Consider the following 16,527-nt stretch of genomic DNA (forward strand, 5'->3'; position numbering starts at 1 on the left):
ATGATGCGTTAACAATTTACATTGATCATAGTGGTTTTAATTGTTCGATATTTTATTGAGCAATCTTTAAATGAAATCTCAGTGAAATTGAATACAACTTTTGCAAGCACATTTTCTATATTAGGTTTTTATGAAAATAGCAGTCGCTGGAACAGGTTACGTTGGCTTATCCAACTCAATGATATTTGCACAACATCATGAAGTTGTTGCAGTAGATATTTTAGAATCTAAGGTTAACTTGCTCAACAATAAAATATCGCCCATTCAAGATGTGGATATTTCATTATTTTTAAAAGAAAAATCATTAAATTTTACAGCCACGACAGATTATCAAGCAGCTTATCGCAATGCAGATTTTGTGATTATTGCGACCCCAACGGATTACGACACCAAAACCAATTATTTTAATACGCAAAGTGTCGAAAGCGTCGTTCAACAAGTTTTAGAGGTCAACCCCAATGCAGTGATGGTGATTAAATCAACTGTCCCTGTCGGCTTTACCAAGAGCTTAAAAGAAAAACTCCACACTGAAAATATTATCTTTTCTCCAGAATTTTTACGTGAAGGAAAGGCATTGCATGACAATTTGTACCCTTCCCGAATTATTGTTGGGGAAAAATCTGATCGCGCAAAACTGTTTGCTGACTTATTGATCGAAGGCGCCATCAAAAAGGATAGCCCTGTTTTATTTACCGACGCAACTGAAGCTGAAGCAATTAAGTTATTTGCCAATACCTATCTCGCTATGCGCGTTGCCTATTTCAATGAACTGGATACCTATGCGCAAATTTTTGGCTTAGATACTCATCAAATTATTGATGGTGTTTGTCTAGATCAACGTATTGGTAATCACTATAACAATCCGTCATTTGGTTATGGTGGCTATTGCCTACCGAAAGACACCAAACAACTTTTAGCTAACTATAATCACGTTCCAAGTAATTTGATTCAAGCCATTGTTGACTCAAATAGTACGCGTAAAGACTTTATCGCAGACTCGGTGATTGCACGTAACCCCAATAAAGTTGGTATTTATCGCCTAGTGATGAAAAGTGGTTCAGATAATTTTAGAGCGTCCGCAATCCAAGGTGTGATGAAACGCATCAAAGCCAAGGGAATTGAAGTGATTGTCTATGAACCGACTTTACAAGAAGATGAGTTCTTTAAATCCAAAGTCGTCAATGATTTAGAACAATTTAAACAACAAAGTGATGTGATTATTGCTAATCGGGTTTCTAATGACTTAAGTGATGTATTAGATAAAGTCTATACACGAGATATTTTCGGAGCAGATGAATGAAAGTCCTCGTCACAGGTGCAGCAGGTTTTATTGGCTTCAATGTTGCAAAAAAACTTTTAGAACGTGGTGATGATGTTGTCGGCTTTGACAATATGAATGATTATTATGACCCCGCATTAAAACAAGCCCGATTAGCAGTTCTCAAAGATACGGCGGCACAAACCCAGCAAACGTTCACTTTTATTCATGCCAATCTTGCTGATAAAGCAATCGTTGATCAATGTTTTCAAGATCATCAATTTGATCGGGTGATTCATTTGGCTGCACAAGCTGGTGTCCGTTACTCATTAGAAAATCCATTGAGCTATGTCGAAAGTAATTTAATTGGCTTTACCAATATTATTGAAGCATGCCGTTATGCCAAAACGCCACATTTAACCTATGCCAGTACCAGTAGTGTTTATGGTGCGAATACCACCATGCCATTTAGTGAAAAACATGGTGTTAACCATCCTGTACAGTTCTATGCGGCAACCAAACGTGCCAATGAACTCATGGCGCACAGTTATAGCCATCTCTTCAATTTACCAACAACAGGCTTACGCTTTTTTACTGTCTATGGTCCTTGGGGCCGTCCAGACATGGCTTTGTTTAAGTTCACCAAGAACATTATTGAAAACAAGTCTATTCCTGTGTTCAATCACGGCAACCATACCCGTGACTTCACTTTTATTTCAGATATTGTGGAAGGTGTGATTCGTTCAAGTGATCAAATTGCACAACCTGATCCAAACTGGGACAGCAAAAACCCTGATCCATCGACCAGTTATGCGCCTTTCCGTATTTTCAATATCGGCAATAACAATCCAGTAAAATTGATTGAATATATTCATGCCATTGAAAAAGCTTTAGGCAAAGAAGCAATTTTAGAATTACTTCCATTACAACCGGGCGATGTGCCGGATACTTTTGCGGATAGCAGTGCTTTAGAACAGATGGTCGGATACAAACCATCGGTATCTGTTGATGATGGTGTCAAGCAATTCGTAGATTGGTATCGAGATTTTTATCAGGTTTAATCAATAGTATTGTTCAGTTTAAAGCTTAATTTTAGCATTTGAATTTTTCTTTCAATTGTTTCAATACTCAAATCTAAGCACAAAAAAAGGATTCCTCTAGGAATCCTTTTTTAGCATTCAGCCACTTATTTTACATAAGTCAGCCAATGTGCATATTTTGGATCTTTACCTTGAACAGCATCAAAGAATGCTTTTTGAATCTTCTCAGTAATCGGACCACGAGCGCCTGAACCAATTTCACGATCATCATATTCACGGATCGGCGTCACTTCAGCAGCAGTCCCAGTAAAGAATGCTTCATCACCAATATAGAATTCATCACGGGTAATACGACGTTCAACAACTTCAATACCCATATCTTTCGCAATGGTGATAATCGTTTGACGCGTAATCCCATCCAATGCACCGCCAGCAATATCTGGTGTATGTAATACACCATCTTTGACTAAGAATACATTTTCACCTGAACCTTGGCATACATACCCTTGAGGATCCATAAGCATTGCTTCATCATAACCAGAATGTGCCACTTCTTGGTGTGCAAGAATAGACAAAGTATAGTTACCTGAAGCCTTGGCTTTACACATGGTCACGTTAGGGTGATGGTGGGTAAATGATGAGGTTTTAACACGAATACCTTTCGCCATTGCTTCATCGCCAAGGTAAGCACCCCAGCTCCATGCAGCAACTGTCGCATGAATGGTATTATCCGTTGCAGCGATACCTAATTTTTCCGAACCAATGAAAATAATTGGGCGTAAATAGCATGACGCCAATTTATTTTCACGGACAACATCAATTTGAGCTTGTTCAAGAGTTGCTTGATCAAATGGAATTTTCATTTGATAAATTTTTGCAGAATTTAACAAACGTTTTGTATGGTCTTGGAGACGGAAAATCGCAGTACCGTTAGGTGTTTCATAAGCACGGACACCCTCAAAAACACCCATACTATAATGTAATGTATGAGTTAAGACGTGAATTTTAGCTTCACGCCAATCAACCATTTGTCCATCTTGCCAAATAAAACCATCACGATCAGCCAAATTCATGGCGCACACTCCAAATTTTTACACAATTATTCACTTTCCAAAGCGAAACTCGCTGTTGGATCAATTAATCTTTGCCATAACTTGCAAACGACCTCTCGGGTATCGTGCCAATCCGCAGCACTCACTTGCATATTATGATTTGCAAGTGCCAAACGGTGGCTCTCGGCGCGTTCACTGAGATAAGCTTGAATCAATGCGGATACATCGTCGCTGGATAAGCAACCTGCCTTTGCGGCATCTTCAAGGATTCGTACGTTGTCGGAATAATGGGCGAGATCAGGATTCGTCCCACTCCAGGCTAATACGACATACTGTGCCATAAATTCGATGTCAACGATACCACCTGCATCCTGTTTTAGATGAAAAATTCCATCTTTTTTCTGATCTTTTGAGGAACCCAAATGATCTTTCATCTTCTGACGCATGTTCAAGACTTCTTTGCGAACCGTTTCCTCTTCTCTTGGTAATGTGAGAACCCTGCAACGCAATTCTTCAAATTTTGCTCTTAGGCTTTGCTCACCTGCGATTGAGCGTGCGCGAACAATTGCTTGATGTTCCCACAACCAGGCACTTTTGAGTTGGTACTGTTCAAATGCTTTTAAACTGGTGACCAATAAGCCTGCTTCACCAGATGGGCGCAAACGGGTATCAATTTCATAGACTCGACCATCTAAAGTTTGTGTGGTCATCAGAGACATAAATTTTTGCGCAACACGCATGGCAAATTCAAAACCGCTAATGGCCTTTTGACCATCGGTATCTGCTTGCTCATCCATATAATGAATAAAAACCAGATCGAGGTCTGAACCATAGCCCAGTTCAATGCCGCCTACTTTGCCATAACCAATCACAGCATAGGCCATGTGGTCTAATGAACAGCGTAAGCCTTCTGCGTCGACAGGATAACCATGACGCTTGGCAACCGTCTGATAAGCCAAATTTAATGTCGCGATTACAGAAACTTCTGCAATATCCGTTAAAGCATCCGAAACTTTCATCAACGGGCTTTCTGCTAGTACATCGCTTGCGGCAACCGTCAGCACATTAGATTTTTTAAATAAGCGCAATACTCGCATTTGATCTTCAACTTGATCTATTTCAATACGCAGTAATTGTTGGCGTAGTGAGTCTTCCAAATAATCTCGTCGAGGCAGTTCAAAATCCATGGATAAAAACTCATCCAGCAGAACTGGATAATGTGTCAATTCCTCACAAATCCATGGACTGACTGTCGCCATTTTGACCAAACGTTGCAGCGCCCCTTTGCTTTCAATCAGCATCACCAAATACACAGTACGGCGCATTACAGATTCGACCAGCGGCATCAATCGCATTAAAGCCACTTGCGGGCTATTCGACTGTAAAACTGCCTCAACCAAATGCGGCCAAAATTCTTTTAAACGCTGTACAGCTTTAGCAGGCAGTTTCTTGATTGCATGACCATACCAAAACTCATGAATCAGATTTTGTGCATTACTGTCTAAGATCTCATTGAGTTGGCTTTCCAGCTGACTAAAACTTTCAATCGGAGAATCTAGCCCTTTTTCTTTAATCAAATGCTCAAATTGAAAAGTCACTTTGCTGCGCTTTTGGTTGAGAAAATCAATAAAAGCATCCCAATCATCAAAACCCAAGGTATCAATTATTCGCTGACGAAGTTCAGGCTCTGTCGGTAAAGATTGTGTTTGCTGGTCATTCAAAGCTTGAATAGCATGCTCTACACGTCGTAAGAATAGATAGGCATCTTCAAGATCCTCAACGGATTGATGATCGAGTAAGCCTGCCTCACCCAAATGTTTTAGGCTAACAAGGCATTGGCGGTCTTGTAATTCTAATTTTGCTCCGCCATAAATCAGCTGAAAAACCTGCACAATAAATTCAACTTCACGAATACCACCAGCGCCCAGCTTAATATCATCTGCAATGTTACGCCGAGCCACCTCTCGTTCAATCATGGCTTTCATTTCACGCATGGCTTCAAAAGCGGTGTAATCTACATATTTACGAAAAACGAATGGGCGGGTCATGTCCAATAAACTATCACCGTCTTGCCCACCCGTGATAATACGTGCCTTAATCCATGCATAACGTTCCCACTCACGCCCATGCTGGCTTAAATATTTTTCTAAAGCCACATGACTTATTGCCAATGCTGAACCATCCCCCCAAGGACGTAAACGCATATCCACACGAAATACAAAACCATCTGCGGTAATATGATCCAATAAATAGATCAGTTTTTGCCCCCACAAAATGCAAAATTGCTGTACATCAATACACTTACGCCCATTGCTTTCACCTTGTTCATCAAAGGCAAAAATCAGGTCAATATCACTAGATAAGTTCAGCTCTTGTGCCCCAAGCTTGCCCATCCCAATGACGATCAAATCTTGAATCTTACCGTTATACCCCATCGGTTCGCCATGTTTTGCCAGCAAAGGAATTCGGGCAAAATCTTTTGCTGCAACGATACAGGCATCTGCAAAATCAGACAGTTCTCTTGTCAACTTCACCACATTGGTGAGTTGGTTGGCATCTTGCCAAATCCAGCGAAACATTAAGCGCGCACGAAGAATACGTAAGACTTTCATCCACGTATTTTCATCTTGTATATTGACTAAATGATCATAAACGAGTTGTTGAATTTGTGCAGTACTGAGCGATTGTTGAAATTGATCAATTGCATAATCATGTTCTAAAGTGGCTTGATGTAGACTTAATACTTGTTCTGCATACTGACTTGCATGTAATGTTTTTTGCAATTGCTCAATGTTCATTGAAAAGCCTGTACTTATGTTTTATCAAGTTATTTATAGCAGTTTGCTTTACATTTAGGGAGGTTTTTGTACTTTTCTTAAAAAACAAAGCTCAAAAAACCACCAGTCACAATCAAGCTAAATTATTCAAATATAGAATTATGAAATTTTTATTTTATCTTGCTTGATTTCAGGACAAACCAAAGTTTGATGGGTGTTTTTTGCAGCGGGTAACGCAACAATAAAAGTCGTTCCCTCACCTGTTTTAGAGCTTACAGAGATTTTTCCATGATTGAGATCCACAAATCGTTTACATAGAACCAGCCCTAAACCTGTTCCTCGTTCGCCAATGGTGCCTTTTATACTGGCTTTAATCTGTGGTTCAAACAGTTGTTCAATTTGCGACTGCGTCATTCCCAAACCAGTATCATGAATAATAATTTCTATATTTTTCCCTACTGGGTGCGCAACAATGGAAACTTTTCCAGAACCATCAGTACGGGTAAATTTTAAGGCATTTGAAACCAGATTTTGAATGACCGAGGTCACCATATTCATATCTGCAAAAACGCTTAAATCCTCAGCAACATTTTCAATCAGTTGTATATTTTTATTGACTGCCAAAGGCTTAAGCACATCGTAAACGATCTTTGTGGTCTGTTTTAATTTAAAATTAATTGGGTGATAAACAAAGCGCCCACCTTCTGCCATCGCCCAATTGAGCAAGTTTTCAAGTAGGGAATAAGTTGATTGCAAGGTATCATGCAGATAATCTGCAATATCCTGTATACCATCATCAGTTAATGTTTCTCGTTCGTTTGCTAAAACATCCGAAAAGCCAATTAACCCATGAAACGGCGCACGTAAATCATGTGCAATGACTTGGAAAAACTTGGTCTTACTAAAATTTAAAGCACGTTCTTGTTCATATAACTCATAATAATCTTGAGATTCAGATTTACGCGCTAAAATCGTCACCAAACCTGAGCTAAGTTCTTCTAATAAAGCCTGCTGTTTGCTTGTAAATCTTGTATCTTTATCATCATAAAAATAAACATGTGCAATAGAATCATCATCTTCTAGCTTAAAGTCATAGCACAATAAGCGTTGGTGTTTTATTCCAATTTCAGCCATATATTGTGAGAATTTTTCATAATTTTTATGGGTTTCTGAAACGATGAGCTGATTGCCAAAATACGGCGATAAACTCAATTTATGCGGAACTGACGCAGCTTTGAAATCACCATTTTCATTTGCAACCCAAATATAAGGCTCATTATGAAAAGTAAAAAAAGCATTTTCGACATTGAGAACGGCACGCGCTACACGTAAATAGCGTTCAATTTTATTATTTGAGGTATAGACCCCTAAAATCAGCGATAGTCGACAAGCACTGAGCTGTTCGGTCTGATGAGCTTCTAAGAATTCTAATTTCATGTTTACCTCATTTGCACTTTCAGTTAACACGTTAGTTATTTAAATCGCCCACTTTTAAATATCAATTTCTTCCAAATACATCAAAACTTAAGACAGAATGCAAAATACAGCCTTGGAAGAGCACTTACAAATGTTCACATAAAACAATATAACAGCAATACAACCAAATAAAAACAATGGGGTGAAAGTTTCGATAAATTTCACATTTTTTTCAACATAAGTAATCAGTTATAGCTTTATATATTTTTATGATTTAAATAGAAAAAACGAAGCGTTTTATAAAGGCCTATACTTTAAAACATGGTGATCTAATTCATGAATCAGATATCAACCTATTGGCGTCTATAGCCAAGCTTAGGGATGTAGAACTAGCAAAGATCAAAAGACAAAATAGTAAAATTCGGCATCAACCAGAGCAAGGATATCCCTTAAATGAGTGAGAAAATACGTTATTTTTAATTCATTAAAAAGAGCATTTCAAATAAATAAACCACACCATACAAGAGCATAAAAATCAGAGATAGCAGCGTTAAATTTAAAATGAATTTGAGTATTTTATACGTCTTGAAATGCTTTTCACGGAATTGTATTGAATACTGTCTAAATGGCGCAAAAAATTTAAAAATCGCACTATACACCCCTCTTTTATCTTCATAAGTGTTTGGAACAACGGTACCTTTGACAAGAATACGATAAGCACTGTTAAAAATTTGTCCAAATAGGTTCATCGGACGATCAACATCACACATCAGAATTAAACGCGCTGAATTTGCTGTGTTATATGCAAAATGAGGATAGGTTTCATCAAAGACAAAATCTTTACCATCAAACCAAGTACGGGTTTGCCCATCAATATTAATTTGGCAATTTTCAGCGTTAGGCGTCAGCAAACCGAGATGGTATCTAAAACTACTACCGATAGGATCAGCGTGTAAGCTCAGTTCAGAGCCTGCTGGTAACAGTGAAAACATGGCACCGCGAATAGCAGGGACTTGATTAAGTAATGCCAATGTCTTGGGACATAATCTTTGCGCGGAAACATGCGTTGTTCCATACCATTTTAAGTAAAATTTACTCCAACCACGTTTGTAAAAAGTGCGAAAACCAACATCATAATAACCGTCTGCTCCGGGTGTCTTGATCACTTCAAACACACCTGATGACTCTAATGCTATAGCCTCATCTCTAATAATTGCCCAATTGGCTCTAAGCACTTCAATATTTTCCAAAAAATCAGCATCTAATATTGGCTTTTTTGCAAAGCTGCGTGTCGTTATATAAAGAACACAATTAAATGGTGCAAATATAGGCCAGCTTTTTCTTAAATATTGTGAGAGTGAGTCATAACGTGCTTTTCCTCGCCAACGGTATACATAAGTCATGGCTGCTATCGAATACACGATTAAACCAATGATGATCATAATACTTAGATTCATTATAATTTTACTCCGATTATGATTTCTGTATCCTCATGGTGTGTCCTTGATTTTCCTTAAATAAAACCAATCTTCTTTACTAGATAAGCCGCACTGAGATCATTTAGTTATTTTTCAAAATAGCGGGAAAAATAAAATATTTTCAAATTATTTAAAATACTTTTAACTATAACTAATTAATTTTCCTATAGGCAAGAAATATGTACACCTTTGGTTAAGTTTTAAATAATTGAAATTAAAAATATTAACTGTCATTGTTAAGTGATCAGATACTATTTATCGCATGCTGATATTAATTATAAAAATGCTTCATTAAAGAGGGATCGATGGAACTCTAAAAATTACGTAATTTTAATTAAACATCGAAACCATCATTTAAATGCCAATCTATTAATTGATCCATAGTGATCAGAATCAGTTTTTTCTTTTTAAGCACTCGCGTTCTTATATGGTTTCTTAAGTTCTGATAGCAGTAATTTCAAACAATAAAAAAGCCCTCAAGTCTAAATATGCTTGAAGGCTTTCCATAATATATGGTCCCGAGGGTCGGACTCGAACCGACACGTCATCGCTGACAGTGGATTTTGAGTCCACCGCGTCTACCAATTTCACCACCTCGGGAGAGGTTGTGTGCGTATAATAGCGCGTTTCATTTTCTTGTCAACGACAAGTTTTCACATTTGTTTAATTTTAAGGCAGATCTGGTTTTTTTGGATTATAAAACATCAATTTCAGCCATTAATTTGAAAAACGACTATACTAGCGGCAGTTTTTAAATCCCAAATGTCAGTTTTTCTTCCTCATGATGCAACTCTCCGATTTTAATTTCGAACTTCCCGACGAACTCATTGCGCGCTACCCACTTGAAGCACGTAGCGCTTCTCGCCTTTTACATCTCAATGCAGATGGTTCATACCAAGATCTTCACTTCACCGATGTTTTTGATTTATTCAATGAAGGCGATTTATTGGTACTCAATGATACCAAAGTGATGAAAGCACGTTTAAAAGGTAAACGCGCCTCAGGGGGTGCTATTGAAGTTTTGGTTGAACGTATTTTTGATCAGACCATTGCACATTGTCATATCAAAGCCAGCAATTCGCCTAAAGCAGGTGCTGAATTATTTATTGGCAAAGATGAAGTCAAAGTGACAGTAACAGGCCGTCATGAAAACTTATTTGTGGTGGAGTTTTCACAGCCTATTTTGCAAGTTTTAGATTTATATGGACAATTGCCTATTCCGCCTTACTTTAATCGTGAAGCAGAAGCCATTGACACAGAACGCTATCAAACCGTGTTTAACGATCCAACCAAATTGGCCAGCGTAGCAGCACCGACAGCAAGTTTGCACTTTGACCAAGCCCTATTAGAAAAATTAGAGCAAAAAGGCGTAAATAAAGCGTTTGTAACCTTGCATGTGGGTGCTGGAACATTTTTACCCGTACGTACAGATCAGATCGAAAATCACATCATGCATAGTGAATGGTGTGATGTGCCTGAAGCAACCGCAAAATTGATTCAAGAAACCAAAGCACGTGGCAACAAAGTGATTGCCGTTGGAACAACAGCAACACGCGCTTTAGAAAGTGCAGCACAAGCATCTGGTGGAAAAATTGCCGCGTGGACAGGTGATACACAAATCTTTATTTATCCTGGGTATCAATTCTGTGTGGTTGATCGCTTGATCACCAACTTTCATTTACCAGAATCTACCTTGTTAATGTTGGTATCTGCATTATCTAACCGTGACAATATTATGAATGCATATCAACATGCTGTTGCAAGCAAATATCGTTTCTTTAGTTATGGCGATGCAATGTTGATTGAAAATGCAAATGGCTAAGGTCTAACAAAGCACAATGTATTTAAAAGTTATTGCTTAGTCAGCATACCAATATGCAAAGTGTGGTTTAAACACCACGCTTTGCATTCAAAATCATTTTTTCGTTACAATCAGGCATCTAAGCACTTGCTACAATAATGAATAAAGATGAATGATTTACTCACAAAAATTCAAAATGCCTTTAGTCAACAACACGCCAACAATGGCAAGACTCAGCACAATATCCATGCGATCAATCAGTTACTCTCGTCAAATCAGGATTTTGAACAGATCATTGCAAGTTTAAAGAATTGGCAAGATGATCCGAGTCTGTCTATTCAAAATTATACGTTTTGGCTTTTTATCGCGATCGCGATTGGTTTATTTGTACTGGCTATTTTTACCCACCCGATACTCTTACTGGTTGCGGGTGCGAGTGTGGCTTTTGCTTTCTATAAGCGCACTTCGACAAAAGCCCTCAATCAATTGGTTGAAGATGCTCATCAAAAGAACCTAGAAGCAAAATATCAAATTCGCTTCTATCCCAATGCCTTTGATGAAAATATTGAGTCTCCCTATAATTTCCCATTATTTGGTTTAGGGGATCATGAAAATACCATTGGTCATTGCATTTATGGCGCTTGGCAGGTCAACGGCATCAACTATCCATATATGCTGTTTAATTATCATTATGTGGATGAAGTCGAAACGCGTGATTCAGAAGGCAAAAAAAAGACTGAATATCGTCATTATGATTTATGGGGGATCATTCTAGAAAACTTCCCTGCTCAAGGTATCAGTATTTCATCTAAACAAAATCGAGCCTGCCGCCTTGGGGTAAAATGGTCGAGTGGGGATATTCGTTTCGACAATCAGTACCAATTAAGTGGTACAAATGAAATGCGACTTGCCAAATTTTTTACACCAAATCATGTATTAATGCTTGATCAAGCCATGGCTTATTTTAAAGGTGATTTTTATGTTAAAGCCCAGCGCCCTTCTTTGTGCTGGCTGTTTAAAACGGATATTACCAAAGCGCAGATGCAAGTCGATAAAGTTCAAACTGTCTATGATTTGGCTGCACAACTTGAAAGTATGAACATGCCTGATTATGAACAGTTAAAAGATTCACTGATCACGATTCTACAAGAAGTCCAGCCTCATTATGGGACAAATAAAGTTGAAAAATAAACAATTTACTTTGTCGATACAATAATTTATCGCATACTGATCAATCTGGAATTCGAACTTTAATAGACTTCAATCATGATTATTTGCCATGCCTATAGAAACCGTTGAGCGATTACTTCACCTACGCACAAGAAAAAATAAACATGTGATGCGCAATATCGCTCGGCTTTGGGAAATTGGACAACAGGCTCAATCTGCACAAGATATTTTAGATGGCTTACATCCGTGGGGAGAATGTAGAGAGTTATTTTTTCATAACCTCATCCCCAGACTGCTGTTTATGATTGGGGTACTGACTGCAATTTTTGGTTGGCTGATTCATCACTATATTCCCTACCCACTGAGTCTATTAGCAGCCTTGTTATGCTGTTTTGGCGCTTATTTAATTTATGAGCAAAGCGATCCAATTGATGAAGTCATCAATTTTTTAGAACAGCGCATGATGTTTCTCCGCTACGAATTAGATTTTAATAAAACCCCAAGTCATATCTCCACAACAAGCAATAGCTTTTTGGTCATGAGCAAGTTAAAACAAAGTTTTCCGTTGTTTTCGCAAGGCAATGTGTTGAATGAGATTGAACAATTTGCATCCACCAAATGGTTTGATGGTGAACAAGAACATCATGTGATGTTATTTCAGTATCATTATGTCGATGAGTTTTCACTGCCCAATACCCAGGGTGAAAAACAGATAATTAAGGAAACTCGTAAAAACCAATGGGGTGCTTTTATTTTTCAATTACCCGCCCTCGGCTTTGCCGCCAGTAATAAACATCATGAATTTATTCCGCCCTATACCCAAATATGGAAAACTGCGGATATTCTGGTCAGTCAAAATTTATATATTTTTGGCTATGATCAACATCAACTTGCCCGTACCATTAGTCCAAGTATCACCTTAAAATTAAGTGATTTTTTTCAACACTATTCAGGTGATATTGTTTATCATTTTGAAGAAAATATGCTGTGCTATATGGGAGATCAAGATCTCTTTCGCATTCGTCGTAAAAAACAAAAGCTTCAGGATATTTCAGCACTTCGTGGACATTTAAGAACATTAACCATGCCTGAATATGAAAAATTTAAACAGTGCATGCTAAACTTGATTTCATAAATCAAAAGGAATAATCAAAATGGGTTTAATCATATTTATTGGGATTTTTATTGTTCTGATCGTTTGGGGTATTCTGGTCAGAAATAACATTGTGCGTTATTTCAATGCGACACAACGCGCATGGGCTGAAGTTGCCAACTTTGAACGCCAGAAAGTAAAAACACTGGAAACTTTAGAGCAAACTTTGGCACAATATACACAATTTGAAAAATCAACTTTGGAAAAAGTGACCGAGTTACGTCAGCAAATTTTGAATCTAAATCTAAACAATACCGATGTTTCTCAACTACAACATGTTGAAAAACTCAATCAAGATTTAATGAAAAGTTTAAATGTGGTGGTTGAAAATTATCCTGAACTCAAAGCGGATACTTTGTATGCAAAAATGATGGATGATATTCAAGAACAAAATGAAAATGTCGGTGCAGCAATCACCATCTTTAACCGTAATGTTGAAGAATTTAATAACACCATCGAAATTTTCCCAAACAATATGATCAATACCATTACTTTGGCAAAGAAAACAATTCGTCCATTTTCCGACAATGTGGTTACTCAGAATTTTGATTACAAGCCTAATTTTAACTAAGCTTTACTCTATATTATTGGAAAAACCCATCCTTCCCAAAGAAATATTGGGAAGGTTCTTTAATCAAACATCACTTGAATAAATACGTAAAAAACAAATAATCACAATGGATTTATCAACAGGCTTGGTAAAAAACAATGGGCAACAGTCCAGTCCTTGCATGCGATTAAACTAAAATTTCAAATCGTCTGTAGGATTTAAATCGGGTATAAATTACCAGCAAATAACACCAACAGCATTACTTAGAATTACCAACCCTATGTTGAAAATCTTTTCCACCCCTCCCTTTCGCCTTCTTTTCAAAAACTGGAATGTATTTGAAATTGTTTGGCTTTTTAGTTTTATTTTCATCGGCTGTATCATTACCTTAGTTCAACACGATACATGGTTTAATTTCGTGGTATTACTCAGCGGAATTCTCTGTGTGGTATTAGCAGCAAAAGGCAATATTCTCAATTATAGTTTTGGTTTATTTAATAGCTGTGCTTATGCATGGATTTGCTATAACAACGGGCTTTATGGCGAAATGGGACTGAATCTCTTATTCTTTGTCCCAACCGCTTTGATCGGCATGCTACTTTGGCAGCAACATACCAAAGAAAAACAATTACAACAGGCCTATACCCTTCGGCAGGCTTATTTGATTTTGATCATCCTGAGCAATATAGGTTGTATTGCGATACTCGGTTATCTGCTTGCCCAAGTTGCCACTCAAAATACGCCTTATATCGATGCAACCACCAATATTCTTGCAATCACAGCAACGATTTTGATGCTGCTGCGTTTTAAAGAACAATGGTGGTTCTATATTACTTTAAATATCTTCAGTATTTTAATGTGGGCGATCCGGACCATTGATGGGAGTGGTGATGGTGCAATGATGTTATTGATGTGGTCGGCCTTTCTGATCAATGCCATCTATGGCTACTATAACTGGAACAAACTGGCACAAAACTATTCAAACTCATCCTATTGAATTTAAAAACTATGAAAAAAATCGGACTCACACTCGGTAAATATGCGCCCTTACATGCAGGTCATGTGCATGTATTTGAAACAGCATTACAAGAGGTGGATGAGCTGTATGTATTGATCTATCAAAGTTCAATTACAAGCATCCCCTTAAACATTCGCGCCCAATGGATCCGTGATTTATTTCCTCAAATTCATGTAATTGAAGCATGGGATGGGCCTGAGGGTTATTCCAATGATCGGGCGTTTGAAATAGAACAAGAAAATTACATCATTCAAAAGCTCAATGGTGTGAAAATTTCGCATTTTTATAGTAGTGAATTTTATGGTGAGCATGTGAGCATAGCACTCAATGCAATTGATCGTAGAGTGGATGAGTCACGTTTACAGGTGCCGATCTCCGCTACAATGATTCGAGCAAATGCCTTTCAAAATCGAAAATTTATTCCCAACTGTGTCTATGCAGATTTAATTAGCAAAGTCGTCTTTGTCGGTGCAATGTCTACAGGCAAGTCTACCTTGGTTGAAGCACTTGCGAAAAAGTATGCAACAACTTTTGCCCCAGAATATGGGCGTGAATATTGGGAAACTCACCAAGTTGATCGTCGTATCGGTTTTGAGGATTTCAACATTATTGCAGATCGTCATATCGCCTATGAAGATCAGGCCACTTTAGATGCAAACCGTTATTTATTTGTAGATACCAACGCGATAACCACAGCGATGTTTTGTATGGATTATCATGGACGATTACCAGAACATCTCAAACAACTTGCACTCGAAAATGCACAACGCTATGACTTATTTTTCTTGTGTGAAGATGATATTGCTTATGACGACACTTGGGATCGTAGCGGCCCACAAAAAAGAGCTATTTTTCATCAGCAAATTATTGCGGATCTCAAACAACGTCGGATTCCATACATTGCTTTAACAGGAAGTTTAGAACAACGGATTGCCAAGGTTGAACAAGTGCTAAATCAGTTTGATAAATTCAATAATTTTTTTGGATCAGCTTTTAAGCCATGAACAGGAATCGATTATGGTGATTGAGTATATTTGACTCGGAACATATCACCTAAATCACCATGTGGAATTTAAATAAAAAATTCAGTCATAATCCTGTTTATTTTCAACATAAAAAAATGACATTTTGATCATTTTCTGATATTTTCAGACCGCTAAAAAATGACTATTTTTAGAACAAAACGATCAACTTAAAATGATCAACTTAATAAAAAGACAATCTAAAGATTGGAGTAAATCTAATGTTAAAAAAATTATTCATGATGTTATGTCTGTGTTTTCTTTGGCAAGCCCCTGCTCAAGCGAAAGGCCTGTTAGTTTTCAATACAGGCGATGAAATGTTTAAGGTTGGCCCATTTCCACAAGAGGTGTTAAGTCAATATGAAGATCTTAAAAGTTTAAATGCAGGGTATAAATGTAGTCACTTTGGGATCTTATGGACAGATGTCAAAACATGGGACTGCACCTTGGTCGGTATGACTGATGCAGAACCAGATACGTTTTATGAATTACCTGATGATGTCATTTCAACCTTAAGTAAAAACCCTGAATACCAAGAAAATAAAATGCAACGTAATTTTTGGAATCATTATGGAATATTCATCATGATTCTGGGAATTATCGCCTTGATCATTATCGGTCGTAAGGCAAAAGACTAATTTTCTATCTTGTCCAAATCTAAGCTCAAAAGTGAACCACTATTCGCTTTTGAGCTGCATAAAAATAATACCTTGATATTCAAACAATAATTATTCAACGATAAAAAAATGATTCTCCTATCAACCTATTGATGTTCAAGGCGCTAAATCAATA

The 16,527-nt window shown here is 37.6% G+C and carries 13 protein-coding genes and 1 tRNA gene; 9 read left to right on the top strand and 5 right to left on the bottom strand.

Going from position 1 to position 16,527, the window contains the following annotated elements:
* The first annotated feature begins 130 nt into the window (after positions 1-130).
* Both L3V46_RS18480 and L3V46_RS18485 read left to right on the top strand, forming a co-directional pair.
* On the top strand, positions 131-1,300 hold the full coding sequence (locus L3V46_RS18480; RefSeq protein WP_004819043.1) for a nucleotide sugar dehydrogenase: 1,170 nt from the start codon (positions 131-133) through the stop codon (positions 1,298-1,300).
* A complete protein-coding gene (locus tag L3V46_RS18485; protein ID WP_239046456.1) occupies positions 1,297-2,319 on the top strand; it encodes an NAD-dependent epimerase in 1,023 nt (340 codons plus the stop codon). The genes L3V46_RS18480 and L3V46_RS18485 overlap by 4 nt, the downstream gene beginning before the upstream one ends.
* Before the next feature lie 125 nt (positions 2,320-2,444).
* Here L3V46_RS18485 and L3V46_RS18490 read toward each other — a convergent pair whose 3' ends face one another.
* The 5 genes from L3V46_RS18490 to L3V46_RS18510 form a co-directional block, all read right to left on the bottom strand.
* Positions 2,445-3,371: a branched-chain amino acid transaminase gene (locus L3V46_RS18490; protein ID WP_239046457.1), complete on the bottom strand. Its 927-nt coding sequence runs from the start codon at positions 3,369-3,371 to the stop codon at positions 2,445-2,447.
* A gap of 26 nt (positions 3,372-3,397) precedes the next feature.
* Entirely contained in the window at positions 3,398-6,148 is a 2,751-nt protein-coding gene (gene glnE, locus L3V46_RS18495) for a bifunctional [glutamate--ammonia ligase]-adenylyl-L-tyrosine phosphorylase/[glutamate--ammonia-ligase] adenylyltransferase (RefSeq protein ID WP_239046458.1), read from the bottom strand.
* Positions 6,149-6,286: 138 nt separating this feature from the next.
* The gene (locus L3V46_RS18500; RefSeq protein ID WP_209826843.1) at positions 6,287-7,564 is read right to left on the bottom strand and encodes a HAMP domain-containing sensor histidine kinase; all 1,278 of its coding nucleotides are present in this window, start codon (positions 7,562-7,564) and stop codon (positions 6,287-6,289) included.
* Between the two features lie 455 nt (positions 7,565-8,019).
* Positions 8,020-9,000 (bottom strand): aspartyl/asparaginyl beta-hydroxylase domain-containing protein, encoded by a 981-nt coding sequence (locus L3V46_RS18505; protein ID WP_239046459.1) that lies wholly within the window; start codon positions 8,998-9,000, stop codon positions 8,020-8,022.
* A gap of 534 nt (positions 9,001-9,534) precedes the next feature.
* Positions 9,535-9,621 (bottom strand) — tRNA-Leu (locus L3V46_RS18510).
* A gap of 184 nt (positions 9,622-9,805) precedes the next feature.
* Between L3V46_RS18510 and queA the strand changes: the two genes are divergently transcribed.
* The 7 genes from queA (at position 9,806) to L3V46_RS18545 (ending at position 16,373) form a co-directional block, all read left to right on the top strand.
* Positions 9,806-10,843, top strand: a complete 1,038-nt coding sequence (gene queA, locus L3V46_RS18515; RefSeq protein ID WP_239046797.1) for a tRNA preQ1(34) S-adenosylmethionine ribosyltransferase-isomerase QueA — start codon at positions 9,806-9,808, stop codon at positions 10,841-10,843.
* A 147-nt stretch (positions 10,844-10,990) separates the two neighbouring features.
* Positions 10,991-12,013, top strand: coding sequence for a hypothetical protein (locus L3V46_RS18520; RefSeq protein ID WP_239046460.1), 1,023 nt, complete (start codon positions 10,991-10,993; stop codon positions 12,011-12,013).
* A gap of 88 nt (positions 12,014-12,101) precedes the next feature.
* Positions 12,102-13,127 (top strand): hypothetical protein, encoded by a 1,026-nt coding sequence (locus L3V46_RS18525; RefSeq protein WP_239046461.1) that lies wholly within the window; start codon positions 12,102-12,104, stop codon positions 13,125-13,127.
* Between the two features lie 19 nt (positions 13,128-13,146).
* Positions 13,147-13,716 (top strand): LemA family protein, encoded by a 570-nt coding sequence (locus L3V46_RS18530; protein WP_004723147.1) that lies wholly within the window; start codon positions 13,147-13,149, stop codon positions 13,714-13,716.
* Between the two features lie 259 nt (positions 13,717-13,975).
* Positions 13,976-14,692: a nicotinamide riboside transporter PnuC gene (gene pnuC, locus L3V46_RS18535; RefSeq protein ID WP_275424524.1), complete on the top strand. Its 717-nt coding sequence runs from the start codon at positions 13,976-13,978 to the stop codon at positions 14,690-14,692.
* An 11-nt stretch (positions 14,693-14,703) separates the two neighbouring features.
* Positions 14,704-15,717: an AAA family ATPase gene (locus tag L3V46_RS18540; RefSeq protein WP_239046463.1), complete on the top strand. Its 1,014-nt coding sequence runs from the start codon at positions 14,704-14,706 to the stop codon at positions 15,715-15,717.
* A 239-nt stretch (positions 15,718-15,956) separates the two neighbouring features.
* Positions 15,957-16,373: a hypothetical protein gene (locus tag L3V46_RS18545; RefSeq protein ID WP_239046464.1), complete on the top strand. Its 417-nt coding sequence runs from the start codon at positions 15,957-15,959 to the stop codon at positions 16,371-16,373.
* Positions 16,374-16,527 lie beyond the last annotated feature (154 nt).

This window comes from Acinetobacter sp. AG3, assembly GCF_022343575.1.
In the GTDB taxonomy this organism is placed as follows: Bacteria; Pseudomonadota; Gammaproteobacteria; order Pseudomonadales; family Moraxellaceae; genus Acinetobacter; species Acinetobacter guillouiae.

Coding starts and splice junctions, on each gene's coding strand:
- L3V46_RS18480 (WP_004819043.1), top strand. CDS start 131: ATGAAAATAGCAGTCGCTGGAACAGGTTACGTTGGCTTATCCAACTCA.
- L3V46_RS18485 (WP_239046456.1), top strand. CDS start 1,297: ATGAAAGTCCTCGTCACAGGTGCAGCAGGTTTTATTGGCTTCAATGTT.
- pnuC (WP_275424524.1), top strand. CDS start 13,976: ATGTTGAAAATCTTTTCCACCCCTCCCTTTCGCCTTCTTTTCAAAAAC.
- glnE (WP_239046458.1), bottom strand. CDS start 6,148: ATGAACATTGAGCAATTGCAAAAAACATTACATGCAAGTCAGTATGCA.
- L3V46_RS18505 (WP_239046459.1), bottom strand. CDS start 9,000: ATGAATCTAAGTATTATGATCATCATTGGTTTAATCGTGTATTCGATA.
- L3V46_RS18490 (WP_239046457.1), bottom strand. CDS start 3,371: ATGAATTTGGCTGATCGTGATGGTTTTATTTGGCAAGATGGACAAATG.
- L3V46_RS18500 (WP_209826843.1), bottom strand. CDS start 7,564: ATGAAATTAGAATTCTTAGAAGCTCATCAGACCGAACAGCTCAGTGCT.
- L3V46_RS18520 (WP_239046460.1), top strand. CDS start 10,991: ATGAATGATTTACTCACAAAAATTCAAAATGCCTTTAGTCAACAACAC.
- L3V46_RS18525 (WP_239046461.1), top strand. CDS start 12,102: ATGCCTATAGAAACCGTTGAGCGATTACTTCACCTACGCACAAGAAAA.
- queA (WP_239046797.1), top strand. CDS start 9,806: ATGCAACTCTCCGATTTTAATTTCGAACTTCCCGACGAACTCATTGCG.
- L3V46_RS18530 (WP_004723147.1), top strand. CDS start 13,147: ATGGGTTTAATCATATTTATTGGGATTTTTATTGTTCTGATCGTTTGG.
- L3V46_RS18545 (WP_239046464.1), top strand. CDS start 15,957: ATGTTAAAAAAATTATTCATGATGTTATGTCTGTGTTTTCTTTGGCAA.
- L3V46_RS18540 (WP_239046463.1), top strand. CDS start 14,704: ATGAAAAAAATCGGACTCACACTCGGTAAATATGCGCCCTTACATGCA.